We start from the raw sequence: 16091 nt of genomic DNA, 5'->3' as shown, positions 1-16091 counted from the left end.
TCGTGGACCTAAGTCTTCGCGCACTAATTTCAATAGTTTCTTAACCGGACTGAGTTCCCGTCGTTTTTCTTTTCGTACCTGGACATCTTCTTCAATCTGGATACCATTCGTTTCTTTTTCAACTTTTTTCACTAATGCTTTTTCTATTTGAGTTAGTTTTTCCTCTGCCGTTAAAAAGGACGTTTCGTCTTGAGCAGACAGTTCATGCCCTTCTTCATTTGTAATGGTCTGAATCTGTTGGTACGTTTCTTCAATTTTTTCTTGCAGCTTCGCCTCAAATTTGGTCGTCGCCTTTTTCCACACAAATGAATACTTGTTTGCACTGGCTTCAATTTTTGTTCCGTCTAGGAAATAGTTCTCCATTGTGATGTGCTTTTCTTCTATTAGTTGATGGATCATTTCTTCAAATAGCTTCGGAAGGAGCTTTTCCATTTGTTGTGTGCGAAATCGATTAATCGTTCGATAATCCGGTTTCTGCAGGGCAGCCAGCCATATTGTTGGGATATTTTCTTCAACCAGTTTAGCGATTTCACGACAGGAATAGACTTTTTGAGAATAGGCATACAAAATGACTTTCGTCATCATTTTGGGATGGTAAGAGCTACGTCCGCCACCATTATAGTGCTCAAAAAAGACTTTATCTTCTACTGATTCAATCATTTGATCGATTACACGCGCCACGTGGTGAACCGGAATGAGATCCTGAATGTCAAAAATAACAGTGGTTTGTTGGTTATCATAGGGAATAAAAGTAGGTGTGGAATTTCGTTTTTGAGGAACGGTAGTTTCCTCTTGAATGGTGAGTGGTAGTATAGTTTGTTCCATGTTATAATTTTCTGTAGTAATCTTTGGATTGCTCATAAATAATCGTCCTTTCATAAATGGTGTGTGGTAACTTCATTTTACTAAAAAGGGCGATTTTTTTGTGCATAAATTTCATAAAAAAAGGGTTGCCCTAAAAGTCATTTTCCTGACTTTTGGGACAGCCCCTTTTAGCTGCAAATATCATAAATTCTGCAACCTTGTTCTATATAAAGTTCTGCTTCTCATGATTTCAAGTTTTCCTTCAGTAAAAACAGGGTACATATTACCTATAGCAACACAGAAATGAGGTGTAATATTGGATACAAAAAATGAAATTGTTACTCATATATTAGATAAAGATACCGAGTATTTTAGTAAGTTATACTCTAATCATGAAGAAATGCTAAAGAGTATTGCCTTAAAATTAACTGGATCTAAGATCTATTCAGAAAACTTAATTTCAGAAGTTTTTAAAGAGTTATGGGACTCTCCTCAATACTTTAAGGATTCTAACGACACGAAGATATCTACCTTTCTCATGAAAAGGATCGTTTATAATCATGTATATTATAAACGTTATCTTAAAAAAGATTAATAATCATACAAACCTTACTATTAAATCGTCTCCTCTACTTCACCATATTCTCTTCCATCCAGGGATTAAAATTGATTCTATGTTAAAAAAGGAACTTGAACTTATAGTCATAGGAAATTGGATTATTAAAATTCAACAGAACTTTTTCCGTAATTAACTATATGAATGAGATTTCGAAGATTTCCCAAGAATTAATTTTTCATCATCTATCTAGAAAACATAATTGTGTAATATAACATTTCACATAGAAATTAACCCATCATACACGACGTTTAATTTGAAGGTAAAAGGGTTCGGAAGTATTTAATTCCGAGCCCTTTTGAATTTTTATTAAAATCTGTCGTGATAATTTGTTTGTCATCATATATTCTTTTCTCTAACTCGACAAGCTACATGCCATTATTAGATCTATAATCATAAGAAAGCACAATCCCACTACAGAATTGCGCCAATAATAGTAATAATTAGTAAAATATAAAGACTGCATTTGAAAATTTCCTCATAACCATTCCCTCTTTTTATAGGTCAGAGATCATTCCGCCATCTACTACGAATTGACTTCCAGTCGAATAGCTAGATTCATCAGATGCAAGGTACATAACTAAATTAGAAACTTCCTTTATTTCTGCTCTTCTTCTTAGGGGAATATCTTGTTCAAGTTGCTTTAGATATTCTTCAACATCTGGTTGGTCAGCCATAGGTGTTTTGATGATTCCAGGATGTACGGAATTCACACGGATATTATAGGGTCCAAGCTCTGCAGCAGCCCCTTTTGTCATACCCGTGACAGCATGTTTAGAAGCACTATAAGCAATGGCCGTTGGCGCACTTACTAAACCATCTACTGATGAAATGTTAACAATTGAACCTACGCCAGCTTTTTTCATAGAAGGAAGTACTTTTTGCATTCCCAAGAATACTCCCAGTTCATCTACTTTAAATGTTAATTCGAAGTCTTTTACGGTTAATTCTTCTAAAGTTTTGAAAATACCAATGCCTGCGTTGTTTACTAAAACATTGATTGGACCAAATGTTTCTTCTGTTTTTCCTACCACTTCTACCCAGTTCTCTTCACTAGCAACATCTAATTTAAGAGCGATTGTATTTTCTCCCAATTCATTGGCTAGTTTTTGTACACCTTCAAAGTTTAGATCCGTAATTGCTACTTTTGCGCCTTCTTCCACGAATTTGCGAACATGCATGGCACCCATCCCTTGTGCTGCCCCTGTAATGATAGCTACTTTACCATCCAATTTACCCATGATATTCCTCCAATGTAAAATAAAATTCCCGCTTACTTTCTCACAATTATTATTTGTCAAAGGAATGTATTTATCCATTCAATTTTGGATATTCAGAGCCACTCAATATTTTCCAAGCAGAAGAATATGGTTGAGTCATGAGTCATTATAATCTCCTTATTTCGTACACTTCTTTCGAGAAGTCCATTGCATGTTTCAGTAGCTGTACACAAAAGCAATGATTTTTCATGTTGGATCAACTAACCCATATCATTTCCATCCCACTATCCCCTAGCAAGCAATCAATGTTGTAAAACAAAGAAATGGATAAAGTTCATCTATATTTTTATCTCATTAGATATAGACATGATATAATTAAAAATGATTGTAGAAAAGCAATATTATGATGGAATTTAGCTAACCTTATAGGTTATATTAGTTCTTGTGAATAAAAGAGGAGCTACAAAATACAATGAAAAAGCAATCACAGATGACCTTATGGGCTCAAGTAGTTAAAACAGGAATTATCAAGTCAAATCTTATTCCAATGATCGCAGGATTAATGCTCGCTTTATATACGTATCAATACAGTTTTGTAGATAACGTTTGGAATGTAGTTTTTGCATTTTTAGGAACAGCAGCCGTTATAGCCGCAGCCGGTGCGTTCAATAACATTTATGATCGCGATATTGATGCCATTATGGCTCGTACAAAGGTTCGCCCTACAGTTACAGGTGCTATATCGATTAAAAAAGTTTTAGTAGCTGCCATTTTATTACTAGTGATCGGGTTAGTTTTATTATATTTAACCTCTCCATTAGCATCTTTACTTGGATTTTTAGGGGTATTTTTCTACGTTGTCCCTTATACAATGTGGACTAAACGCCATACTATTTGGAATACGGAAGTTGGGAGTATTTCTGGTGCCATGCCTCCTTTAATCGGTTGGGCATCAGTCGCTCCAGATATTTGGCATCCCGCTTGCTGGGCATTGTTTTTAATCATGGTGATTTGGCAAATGCCTCACTTTTATGCGATTGCCATCCGTAAGGAAAAAGATTATGCTGCAGCAAATATTCCCATGCTTCCCGTTGTAAAAAGTAGGAAACGGACATATATTCAAACAAATTTCTATTTAGTTCTATTGGTGCTGTCCAGCTTTTTATTTCTACCACTAAGCTTAGGCCTTACTTTAATTTCACTTATTTTAGGCCTGATATGGTTAGGTCTCAGCTTATTCGGACAACGTAAAAACGAACTGAAGGTTTGGGCAAATAAAATGTTTATATTTTCCTTAGTACACATGATGGTTATCTACTTCACGGTAATTATCTACGCTTCAATCGGGTTAATTTTAAACGCATTATAATGAACGTACTTAACCAGCATACTTCTATAAGCTCAAATACAGCCAATTAGGCAAAATAAAAAACGGGGCTGTCCCAAAAGTCTGGCAAATGACTTTTAGGACAACCCCGTTTATTTATAAAATTAATGCAAAAATCTGTTAGTGAATAATCTTTATTTTACCTTAAAGGCTCTTACTCACCTACCATACCGTCATTATCGTTATCACGCATATAGGGATATAACCAATGATCCCTCGTTATGGGCATACTGAAACCTGCTTCTTTTGCTTCTTTAATCGTAACTTGTCCATTTCCGTTAGTATCAACACTAGAAATATCACCGTTTTTATTTGAACTCGTTGAATTTTGATTTGATCTATCTGAATTAGAAGGTTTGCTGCCTGTTAAACCGAGTGATGCATTTACTTCATCAGGGTTTCCATTGTCAAATGAATCAACAATCTTGTTGCCCCTTAACGTATAGGTATATTGATAATGTGAAGGAATCTGCGTTTTCGAATTTGGATATGTAATAATCGCTTCAAAATTAGTGGCTCCACCTGCACTACGAATCGCATTCTCCATATAAGCTTGGTCACCGTGGCGGTTAAGTGTACTATCTTGTGGGGTAATATTATATGCATTCGATACCCCTCCGAGAGAATCAGCGATGATATGTCCTTCATCTAGAACATCACTTTCGACACCTGGAACTTTCGCCTCATCAGAATAGTATCTTCCAGACGATGTTACAGGTTCGTTACGGTCATCTTGTAAAGTAATTTCGTCAGCGATGACACGTACTAGTTGCCCGTATTCATTAGTAAATGCCCAATATTCACGGTCCCCATAGCCAATGTCAACAACGACGTTGGGTTCACGATATCCAGACAAATCACCACCATCAATTTCAATACGTTTGTATCCTGAGAACTTTTCATCGTTTGGTTCGGTTGTTGTTTCTTCAACTATTGATCCGTCAAGATCCGTATTGATAGTCTCTTCCTTTATACTATTTTCATCAGTATTGACTGTGGTTACTTCTTGTGAATCTGTTTCTCCTTCTGTAATGGTTGCATTTTCTTCGTTGCAACCAACCATAAACATAATCGTCAAAAGTAATGCTAAATAACTTGTTATCCTTTTCACTTTTAGGACTCCTTATAATAGTATAATAACTTTACTAACTTAATAACCTTAAAAACATTTAAGTGTATCTTATCACATAATGTTATTCTATTTTTCTTTTCCTCTGTACAATTCACACGATAACTCACGTACAAATTCACATACTCAGCTAAAATTATTTCCGTCAGTGTGATCTAGGATAAGTTTCCATGTAAAAAAATACATAGCAGAACCTAATGACAGGTGCTCCATGTATTAGTACCTAAGCAATTTAATTTATATCATCGTGGTCATCCCTATTCAGTGCCATGGCTCACGCAAACCGTTTCTATCTTTTTGGCTTCTCTGGCGTTAATTTTATCTTTATTATAATTACCTCTTTAACCGCTTAACGATACCATTTTGTAATTGCTACCATTTTAGGGAATTTAAATAATATCATGTAAATAATAACAGAAAAAGAACTAAATCTTTTGATATATCAAGGATTCTGGCCTACCAATCAGATGACCTGTAAGGGATTCGAACCCCGAATCTCTTCCGTGCCAATTGTCGAATCATTCTCCTATCAAAAATCCTGAATTGATAAATGACTTGTCAACTGTTGACTAATCAACTATAATAAAAGCCGATTCAAATTCCAACAAAAAAGGGTGAAAAATATGATACAACAAAAAACAGCTTTAGAAAAATTAATGGATGAACGTAAATCGGTGCGTAAATATGAGCCTGGTGTTACGATTCCTCGTGAGCAAATTCAACATATTTTAGAACAAGCAACATCAGCTCCATCATCAAGTAACTTACAGCCTTGGCGCTTCCTTGTTATTGATGATCAAGAGCAAAAGAAAGAACTACGCATTGCTGGATTTAATCAGGAACAAATCGAAACATCATCAGCGATTATTGCGGTATTAGGCGATAATGAAATGTATAAAAACGCTAAACAAATTAATGATTTAAATGTTGAGCTAGGTTATATGCCACGTGATATTGCTGATATGATGATTGCCAATTCTGAATCTGCATATAGTAATTTTTCTGAAATTGAACGAACAAATATTGCACATTTAGATGTTGGTTTAATTTCTATGCAAGTAGTACTTTTAGCGAAGGACATGGGCTATGAAACAGTAATAATGGGCGGTTTTGATAAAGCAGCATTCGCTAAAAAGTATGAGCTACCTGCCAATGAGTTACCGATGATTTTAATTGCTATCGGAAAGCCTGCTATGCCAGCACGTAATTCATCACGTTTACCGTTTGAACAAATTATCCGTTTTTCAAGCTAAGTGAATTGATCCGTATCGCTAAAGCATTAATCATATCTTGATTCACGTAAGTTTGAAATTTGTTATACTTAATCCAAATGAACGGAAATGCTATCATATAGGGATCGCAAAGTGTCCAAAAGCTTAATGTAACAAAGAGCAGTTTTTGGCGTATATCGTTAGATACCTAAATTGCTTTTATAATAGGGCCGAATTCGAACACAAGTTTTAGTGAGCGCAAAACGACGAGCAACCAATGTGAGGAGGAATAGTATGGAAGTTTGTTTGGATGATAAGAAACAAATGATTATGATGTTGAAAAGGTTAGACCGTCACGTCACTCAAATTTTCGAAAAAAGAACAGAAGTTAGTTTGACTAGATATGAAATTTTAGTTTCTTTAGTTAAAAAGGATAGTGTTACACAGAAGGTACTACAACAATCCTTAGCTATCGATCAATCGGCCATCACGCGCCATTTAAAGTTGCTTGAAGAACAGCAATATGTTGAACGCAAACGTAATGAAAAAAACAATCGCGAAGTACTTGTAACGATTTCAGATAAAGGACGAGCATTATTAGAAGGCTGTACAATGTTTAAAAATCAATTTATGAATGATCTCTATGATGATTTTTCAGAAAGCGAATTACAGCAACTCAAGCAATTTCTCACGCGCTTAAATCGCAATATAGAGAAGCTTTAATTTTTTGCTCTTCATTGTAAAAATCTATTGTATTAAGACAAACTAAGAGTAGCAGCTAGTGCTTCTTCAAATACTTGTTTTTCAGCCGAAGCAGACGTAAGGATTTTTTCTTGTTCTGTAAATGCAGCCCTCAGTTGTTCATTTCTTTATTCATAGCCTTGATATTTCGCAACTAATCCTGTTTAACTATAAATCATATCTACAAAAGAAAAGCTGTGCCGAAATCCACTCAAACCCGGAATTTGACACAGCTATTTTTCGCTTATTAAACTATTCCAGTACCGCGACAGCTTCGCAATGTGGTGAGTGTATCAAATATTCCCTTAGGCTTCCCAAGGAAATGTTTGATATTTTTGGTTACTTATCTGGATATTCTATACAAAACCAAGCTGTTCTCCAGGCATTCAGCTGTTTAACTATGAATCTATGAAGCATCCTTTAGTGATGCCTCTTCATTATTACCACTATTTTCTTGGAAACCAATTAGATCAGAAATAGCTTTAAAAACTACATCCCCCGTAAGTTGTATTCTTTCAGGGCTTACATGCTCTATTTTATCCTCTAACGAGTGATAATAAGGCTCAATATTAGCTCCCCCAGGTGGTGTACCAGGTTCCATCCATATGAACAATGCTGATGGTACCCCTTTCTCGTGAAATGGAACATGATCAGACCTACTCAACATATGAACAGGCAATAAATCCTTATTAATATCTAGTTTTTCAGCAGCTTGGTGTGTTGATTGCGAAACAAGATTCGATTTCCCATCTACAGTATTAATAAAAAGTTGCGAGGCAGGTACCCAAGCCGTACCAGTCATATCCATCTGAAACTGAACTTTTGTTCTTTTAACTTCATCTTCTGACAAATTACCGATATGGTATTTCGAGCCGACAAATCCAAGTTCTTCGCCCCCAAATGCAGCGAAGCGTAATTCTTTGTCGCCATCATAGTCCTTAAAAATCCTTGCCAACTCCATTAGTGTAGACGTCCCGGAGGCATCATCATTGGCCCCTGGCGCGAATGCAACACTGTCCAAATGTGAGCCAATGTAATAAATTTCAGGATTTTCAATGCCTTTTGGTTTTTTTACAGCGATTACATTGACTGTTTTTTGATTCGTCAGTGTTTTAATTGAAAGTTGGACTTCTACATTTCCTTTGGAAAGTTGAGAAACAAATGCTTCCCCATCCTTCTTGGTAATTGTCCCAACCGGAATGTTCGGGCGTACGCTGCCTAAGGAAACAGATGGAAGGGTAAAGCGATCCTGGTTGTCATATATAAGGACACCTTTCGCCCCTGCAGCCATTGCGTTTTGCACCTTGGCCCCGGCAGTGATTCCACCATTTTGTACTAAGGCGATTTTGCCACTTGCAGCCGCAGTGAAATCACTCGGTTGACCATTCCCCGCATGATATATATTCCCTGTGATACCGTCCCCAGTCGTTTGAGGGGCTCCGCTAACGGCCCTCAATGGAAGTTTTTTGTTATTGTCGGAGAGTATCTTAAGTATCAATTCAACTCGGTTGCTCCTTGGCGCTTCCTCAATTTTGGTCTCATAGCCGTAACTTTTCAACACACTTTCAATGTATTCAGCTCCTGCCCTCTCACCCTCACTGCCTGCCTCCCTTGGCCCAATATCAATACTTAGGTGTTTGATATGCTTCATAACATTATCGGAGTTAAATGAACCATTAATATTCCCAATCACGTATTGCGTGTAAGTATTCAGGACATCATGCGCTATTCCGGAAATGCCCCCGTTGCTTTTCTGATTATCAAGCAGGCGTTTAAAACTCTGCATTTGTTTAATTACCTTATCAGTCTGTCCTTGTTTTTGAAAAAGAGCTACTCCGCTAATGTGCATTTTCAATGTACGGACCGCGATATCACTCCGAATATTCCCATCTTCTTTAAAATAATCAATTTGTTTTTCCATGTCTGCGAAAACATTTCCTGTATGTGGCATATCATTGAAAATTCGATTTTCCGCAGCCGTAGAACTCATTTGGTTCGTACCAAGTAGAAATGCAATTATTATCGCTATTGAAAAAACTTTTTTCAGACCAAACCTTTTCATCATATTCCTCCCCTGTATAAATGTTGTAGTATCAACGGTTTTAACCATTGATAGAGTGTCATAAAAATACTTTTTGACTAAGTTTCTTACAGTATTTTAATATTATATGAAACTATCTCAAGATATGGGTACGCTGTGCTGTCACTACTAGATAATTATGGAAAGTAGTAATAGGGATTTATGCACTGCATACATAATGGATCAATAAATGCCTATGTTGACATCCCTCCCAATTCTTTAGGCATCAGTGTGTCTACATTCCTTCGTTAAATCCAGTCATAAGGAAAAGGCTGGCCAATCTTAGAAACTCAAGGTACAATCGAAAAAATAGTGCCAGCTTCTTCCGTGTTATCCTGTTGTCTAGGTCTAATAAAGGGATGTAGGAACTTATGTAGCCTCTATGAGACTAGTAATAACTCTCATCATTCGATTCTACGCGAAGTTCAGCCTCCATACCTTCATGATACGTGGGTAACTGAATCCCCATCTTTTACAAGGCCAGTATTTACTAATGCTTCTTTACTGTCATGTTTGTCTCCCACGATTGACACCCCGTCATACCAAGTGAGAGCTTTTTAAAAATGCTCCCTTTTTTCTTTTTCAATCTAATCCTTGATTTTTTTAACATTCCACGCCTTTACTTTGAAAACATTAGTAGCGTAGCTTGGCAAACTATCCGCTCTTCCCAAATTCTTAATAGGGCCCTTAAGGCAGACATCCCCATAGCATTTGACATTTAACAAATTGAGGAATACAAGAGCCTTTATTTAACCTCAATTCTTATGCAACTTAAGGGAATTACCTCTTAAGCACCCTAATAGGAGAGCGCCTGCAAATCACCTCCCATCAATTTTTTTTTGATACATTTTCCTCCGTCCCCTTCTAAAAATTCAAGGGTGGTGTAATCATTCCATAAGAATAGCCTGATACTTTATAATGACAAACACTTTCGTTATGATAATTAACTATGTAATTGATGTAAGGTTCTACGATATTAATACCAACTACTAATGGATGAAATGGGTACAATTGTCCCTATGTGATATTTCCATAGTCCGTTTTAACGTGTACCTTGCCCGGCGCAGGAGAAGTAAAAATAACAAGGATAAAATGGCTAAAACTGATCAATTTCATCAATTATCTTAATTCCTACTTTTCATAACTTTCCAGAGTCATTGTCGCTGACTGATCAGACTTGAGTTTACCCATCAAATAAAAAGCTTAATAAGCTTTAAAATGCCTCCGATATTTTACTGGGTATTGTAAAAACGTAACTATATAGGGCAAAGTTCAGGCAGCAAATAAATGCCAATTTGGTTTCTCAATTCTAAACTTTCTTAAATGAGACGGGACAGTTCTCCAACTGTCCCATCCATTCTATTGTTTTTTTTCCTATGAATCTATCTCATAAATGCGAAAATCAATAATCAAGTTTGATAGGGAAGTGTCCAAATCGAAATAAGTAAACAGCCATGACACAGCTTTTTTTATCTTATAGGTCTCTACCTTTGCCTTGTGTGGCGTTAAAAGTCCATGATAGTTTAAGTTTATCCCCTTGGAATTGATTTTGATCTCCCTCGTTATCAATGAAATTGAACTTCACTACTAAATCATGTTCATCGCCCACCTTAAGGATGCCACCATCAAGAGCTTCGTTAAATATCTTTTCTGACACCGCTTTTGGGCTCATACCCTTTAGCTTATCCAATGTTGTTTTGTAAATGATTTCATTATATTGGTCCATATTGTACAGAAATTCCACTTCAATATACTTGCCAAAATCCTCCGTGTTATCCCCTTTGGTATCAACCACGGAATACTGGGTACCCAACGTCACGTCTTTGATATCTAGTGTCCCATCATTATGCAGTTCAAAAACACGCGTCATCGAGTCTCCAGGAGCGATGTTGCTGATATCAATAATCGTTGTGGGTTGCACAGATAAATCGAGTGTCCCCGCCGCAAACGTACCGCTCGCATCTGCACTGTCACTAAAGTACGCGAAAGTTCCCCCCCCAATTAAAGATACCCCCATTATTCCCGCCATAATTCCCATACCTAACTTCTTTTTCAATTCCATATTTACTCCTCCTTAAGCTTTTTCCCCTTTTTTAGGGATGTTATTTTTAAACGACTATCAAATTGTAGTTTTATAACCGAATCTAATTGATATTGTTCCTTCGCTATCTTCTTTACTTTCAATTCCCCTTAAGGTCTACCAAATTGTAAAACCTGCATTAAGAATAACAACACCCCCAGTAGAATAAGCAGTAAAGCGCTAGTCTCACTTGATTTGACAAAGTGACCGATATAAGGAATTGTAACCCCTATATAGATGCCCAATGAAATATAGTGGCATCCGGTATATTGTTGTGATTGCCCTTTGTTATGTATTGCGTCCCTGTCCCTTAAAAATCCGATGGGTAATCAGGATTCCGTCACTTGTTTTATAAGTAACGATCTCCCCTTTTTAACATGATGGGGTTGTACTTTTCTCTTCATAAATTGTCACTTTCACGTTTCCCCCCCCTACGCCGTGCCTCCCCCGGCACAGAAGGCATATCCTGACATGTGTAATCTAACCTACTGCCAGACCTCAATCATTGCATATTCGTATTTTTTTGATGATCCAACATCACTTTGAAACCAAGCATTTGTTTGACAACCTTATCCGCAGATTCTGATTTTTCATTGTACTTACCGCCTATCATACTGTTACGCCAGTCCGGTTAGGTAATTGCTAGGTGTTAAATCGTTATGTTGATACCGTGGAGCCCGGTTCGGCTGAATTTACTGCCTTGTTGGTATTTCACGCGAGATAATATCCGCAAATACCGTCCCAGACGCTTTTAAATCATTACTATTTAGCTGGAGGCTTCAACATTGGTTAGAAACACGCTCCTTAATCACCTCGCCTCCTGTCACAGCTTAATGCCTTACCTAGTTTATCCCCCCTCCAAAGCCATAAACCGTATAGTCATAAATCGGACAACACCTGCATGAAATTTACCATTTGGTTATATTTGTAAATTCAGATTTTCCAGGTGCATAGATATGATGATCTCTTTAAAAAATATTTAATAGATTCCTTTAAATCTTAGTGTTAATCATAAGCATTACTTAGTGAAAATTTTGTTGGTTTTCGGATTTATAAAAATGTTTTATTTGACAAAACCCTACATTCAATTTGTTTAATAGGTAGGAATCGACGTATTTAATGGATACCTTTCAAAGTATTTGTCAGTTGTTCATAGGTTTTGACCTGTTTTGTAGAGATATTTTTGATATAAAAAAAACTTGTCGATACCTTTAATAATCAAGTCCATGTAGATCCTGACATTTTATACTCCGGGATATTGGCATGCTATAGAATAGTAGAGGAGTCGATGGTTACTGAATGTGAAATGGTGCATAATTTGGATTAAAGTTAATACTTCAGAGATAAAAATGCTAATCGAAGAATGTCCAAAAATGAATGTCTAAAAGTGTAGAATTGGAGGATTAAAGAAATTATCAACGCACAGCACTCCACATGTGGTGAGTGTGGATGGTGGACATTTTATATAAAAGAGATGTAGTAGAGTCACCTTTAAACACTAAAAGTTTTTTTAAATTTCTCTATATTAGAAGGTCTAGAGAAATTCGTTCCATACCCGTCTATATAGAGAGAGATTGCGTCTTGATAGCTTAAAAATTATTATTTAGAAGAGAGTTAATAATTTCTTTATTATCTACACCTTTAATTGCAACTTTAAGAACGTCAAATTTACTATCAACATATTTTTTTATAAGATGATCCAACATAGCCTGTTCTTACTCACTTATTTCATAAAATCCCTCTATAATTGTGTTTTATTGGAGAGGGCGGGAGTTAACCTACACCTTTTTCCTTTCAATTTCATGGAACAAAATAATCTAGAACAACTAATTACATTAAGTCTCGAAAGTTGATTTATCAAAATTCTGTATTGATTATTTCCGGTTATAAAATTCAGCTAAGAAAAATAACTATGCTAGCAAATCACTCTAGCCGATTAAAATGCAGTTAGTACGACAACAACAAAAAAGGTTAGAACCCTTGATTTATCAAGTATTCTAGCCTTTGGAAAGTGATGACCTATGAGGGATTCGAACCCCGACCCCTTCCCTGCCAATCTTATTGAGTATATTCACTGAAGTTCAACTGCGTTAAATAAGTATCAAAAAGTTTGATTCATGGATTGGATAGTTAGCAATTCTTGTTTATCCCATTCAAAATAGGCTTTGTTCCCGAACCAAATCATTCCTCAAAATAATTTGATAATTGAGTTTCTTCACCTATGACTTGTAAACCAAACTTTTCTTGTACAACATATATATTTGGTTTTCAATTTTTATTATGCTAACTCCAACCACTCCACCGCTTCACAGTGTGTCGACTGTATGTGGCAACATATTGTGCTGATAGGTTTAATTGATTGGCTAAGTCCTACTAAAGTAGAACCTAGCTTTTTAGTATTTTAAATTTTTTATCTTTGAATGTTAAAGGGAAATTTCCGTATGCTTTATAAATCCCTTCTTCCTAAAGGATCCGTTAGTTGAATGGGAAAAGCAATTAAATTGCCTCAATCAGAAAAGGAATCAGTGAAGATGAGCAGGCATTCCCTGAAAGTATACAATTGATAAATATAACAAAAGAAAATCTCTTCTTAGGCAGGGAGATACCACTTCCATTAAATGTTGTTTCGTATTAATGTGATGTGTTAGGTAGTTTTTTATAGTGGATTTGATACCATCTGCCCTAGCAGTAAAATTGCGTTACTCAGAGAAACAAGTTCTAGTAATCATTGGAGGTATGGTTTCTGTCCCTCGATTTATAAACATTAGCGTACCGAAAAACAGGCACCGACATTCAGCTGCCTCTATATATCAATCAGATTATGTTTAAAAACGAATTCAACCAGTTCACTTTTTTTAGTAATGTTTAGTTTATTGAAGATTCTTGTTTTATGTGTGTCTACTGTTTTTATACTTATCAGTAGTTCACCTGCAATTTCAGTTAATGAATGTCCCTTAACAATCAGCTGTAGTACTTCTTTCTCGCGGGGGCTTATTGTAGAATACATCTTGTGAATCTTTTCTTCACTCTGCTTATTTTTTATCATTGACGTCATTTCCTTTGGCCGCAAGTATATATAGCCATCCATAACTGTATCAATAGCAGAATACAATTCTTCATCTACAGCTACTTTCGGGACGTAACCCGATGCACCCGCTCCCATAATTAATGATACATATTCCTCATCTTCGTACATTGTTAAAACAATCACTTTTGCATGTTCATATCGTGCCCTTATATTATTTAGTACCTGTAGTCCGTCCATACCGGGCAAAGAAATATCGAGGATCAAAATATCCGGCTCTAATTTATCATAAAGCTCAAGAGCCTTATGCCCATCATCAGCTACTCCCACAATTTGATAAGAAGTCCGTTTTTGCAATAAAAGTTTTAACCCTGATATAAGAATGGCATGATCATCAACTAGCATAATACTAATTTTCCTTTTGAAACTCTGTTTCAACTTTACCAACTTCTTTCTAATTTAATGGTAGAGAAACGGAAATTTCTGTCCCTCCCATCTTGTTCGTCCTGATAAAAAATGTACCACCCTGCAACTCTGCTCTTTCCTTCATTCCATGTATACCAATCCTATTTTGTTGCTTAGCTTTTTCAAAATCTGCTTCATGAATTCCCTGACCATTATCATTTATTGTCAAATTGATCCATCGTTTATTAATATCCAAGCCAATCATAATTTCAGTAGCATTGGTATGTTTCACCACATTACTCATGCTTTCTTGAACAATTCGGTATAGAGCCAACGTAACATGTTCAGCTATTGTAACGTCATCATCAGGAACAAATAAATGAACTTGGGTTTTGTATTTCCCCTCAAAATTTCTCGCATATTTTTTTATCGCTGAAACAAGCCCCATCTTATCAAGAATCGGTGGCCGTAATTCGACGGCTAGATCCCTTATCTGTTTTAAAATTCCTGCAGCTATATCTCTGCTTGTATAAAGTAACTCACGTTGTTCACCATCTTTCGCCTCATTAGCCATAATTCGCATGGTTACCATTAATGAGGTGAGAGCTTGACTTGTCTCATCATGAAGTTCACGTGAAATTCTTTTTCTCTCATCCTCTTGAACAGATAATAACTTCGATATCAACTTATCACGCAATAAATCCTTTTGTTGAAGTTCCTTAAGTAAATAGTCCACTTCTTTATTAGAATTAATAAGATGATCAGTCATTTCATTAAAAGCTTGTGCCAGTTTTCCAATCTCATCGTTATTGGTTCCTTTTGCTCTTAAGGAAAAGTTACCTGCCGATATGCCTAAAGCTACATCTACTAAAGTATTGATTGGTTTAGTTATCATACGGGTAGCAAAATAAGCCATTCCCATGGCACCAATTGATACTAACAATGTGGCAATCAGTAATTTAACGATTCTAGAATATATATATTCCAACGATTTTTCCTCTGACATCCCCACTCGAACATACCCTACTTCTCCTTCTTCGATAGGAACAATGACATCGTGGATATTACCTTCGTCTGAGGATAAAGTTGTATACTCTTGTTGGGTAATCCCTCTGGGCGTATGTGCCTTTAATATTCCCTTTGGCAGAATCTCAGGATTCGGAAATGTATGGGCATAAAGCATGCGACGACTATCAAAAACTAAGATATAGCGAATTTCTTCATCTACCTTTTTTGTTTCTTTAATAAGATTATCCACCGCATATTGATCGTCAAATAGAATGTAGTCTGAGCTTGTTTCTGCAACATTTTTTGCGATATTGACACCACGTTTCGCGAGATCCTCCGTCATCATATTTGTAAGTGAATCCCATATGATCCATCCAAAAATGCT

Annotated in this window: 11 protein-coding genes; 4 read left to right on the top strand and 7 right to left on the bottom strand. The window is 36.2% G+C overall.

The features are described from left to right. Positions 1-861, bottom strand: an 861-nt coding sequence (locus ACQKIC_RS20335) for a transposase (RefSeq protein WP_427668745.1), incomplete at its 3' end; no start/stop codon positions are given. Between the two features lie 259 nt (positions 862-1120). Here ACQKIC_RS20335 and ACQKIC_RS20330 point away from each other — a divergent pair. Then, a complete protein-coding gene (locus tag ACQKIC_RS20330) occupies positions 1121-1399 on the top strand; it encodes an RNA polymerase sigma factor (RefSeq protein ID WP_402876092.1) in 279 nt (92 codons plus the stop codon). Between the two features lie 518 nt (positions 1400-1917). On the opposite strand, the gene ACQKIC_RS20325 is transcribed toward ACQKIC_RS20330, so the two are convergent. Next, complete coding sequence (locus ACQKIC_RS20325; RefSeq protein ID WP_427592220.1) at positions 1918-2661, bottom strand: SDR family NAD(P)-dependent oxidoreductase; 744 nt, start codon at positions 2659-2661, stop codon at positions 1918-1920. A 451-nt stretch (positions 2662-3112) separates the two neighbouring features. Here ACQKIC_RS20325 and cyoE point away from each other — a divergent pair, with 451 nt between their 5' ends. Then, positions 3113-4009, top strand: coding sequence for a heme o synthase (gene cyoE / locus ACQKIC_RS20320; RefSeq protein WP_427592219.1), 897 nt, complete (start codon positions 3113-3115; stop codon positions 4007-4009). A gap of 172 nt (positions 4010-4181) precedes the next feature. Here the strand turns inward: cyoE and ACQKIC_RS20315 are convergent, their stop codons facing one another. Continuing rightward, entirely contained in the window at positions 4182-5096 is a 915-nt protein-coding gene (locus ACQKIC_RS20315; protein WP_427592222.1) for a DNA/RNA non-specific endonuclease, read from the bottom strand. A gap of 683 nt (positions 5097-5779) precedes the next feature. Between ACQKIC_RS20315 and ACQKIC_RS20310 the strand changes: the two genes are divergently transcribed. Together ACQKIC_RS20310 and ACQKIC_RS20305 are read left to right on the top strand one after the other, a co-directional pair. Then, on the top strand, positions 5780-6409 hold the full coding sequence (locus ACQKIC_RS20310) for a nitroreductase family protein (protein WP_402876088.1): 630 nt from the start codon (positions 5780-5782) through the stop codon (positions 6407-6409). 252 nt (positions 6410-6661) lie between these two features. Next, positions 6662-7090, top strand: a complete 429-nt coding sequence (locus ACQKIC_RS20305) for a MarR family winged helix-turn-helix transcriptional regulator (RefSeq protein ID WP_402956467.1) — start codon at positions 6662-6664, stop codon at positions 7088-7090. A gap of 424 nt (positions 7091-7514) precedes the next feature. On the opposite strand, the gene ACQKIC_RS20300 is transcribed toward ACQKIC_RS20305, so the two are convergent. From ACQKIC_RS20300 to ACQKIC_RS20285, 4 genes are all read right to left on the bottom strand, one after another. Further along, positions 7515-9170 (bottom strand): M28 family peptidase, encoded by a 1656-nt coding sequence (locus tag ACQKIC_RS20300; protein ID WP_427592218.1) that lies wholly within the window; start codon positions 9168-9170, stop codon positions 7515-7517. Positions 9171-10662: 1492 nt separating this feature from the next. Then, the gene (locus tag ACQKIC_RS20295; protein ID WP_427591333.1) at positions 10663-11250 is read right to left on the bottom strand and encodes a TasA family protein; all 588 of its coding nucleotides are present in this window, start codon (positions 11248-11250) and stop codon (positions 10663-10665) included. Positions 11251-14071: 2821 nt separating this feature from the next. After that, positions 14072-14698: a response regulator gene (locus ACQKIC_RS20290; protein ID WP_427592217.1), complete on the bottom strand. Its 627-nt coding sequence runs from the start codon at positions 14696-14698 to the stop codon at positions 14072-14074. Between the two features lie 49 nt (positions 14699-14747). Continuing rightward, positions 14748-16052 (bottom strand): ATP-binding protein, encoded by a 1305-nt coding sequence (locus ACQKIC_RS20285; protein ID WP_427592216.1) that lies wholly within the window; start codon positions 16050-16052, stop codon positions 14748-14750. Positions 16053-16091: the final 39 nt, after the last annotated feature.

Origin of the sequence: Peribacillus sp. NPDC046944 (assembly GCF_050272735.1) — a bacterium.
Classification (GTDB): Bacteria; Bacillota; Bacilli; order Bacillales; family DSM-1321; genus Peribacillus.
This window is presented reverse-complemented; position numbering and strand designations above follow the sequence as displayed.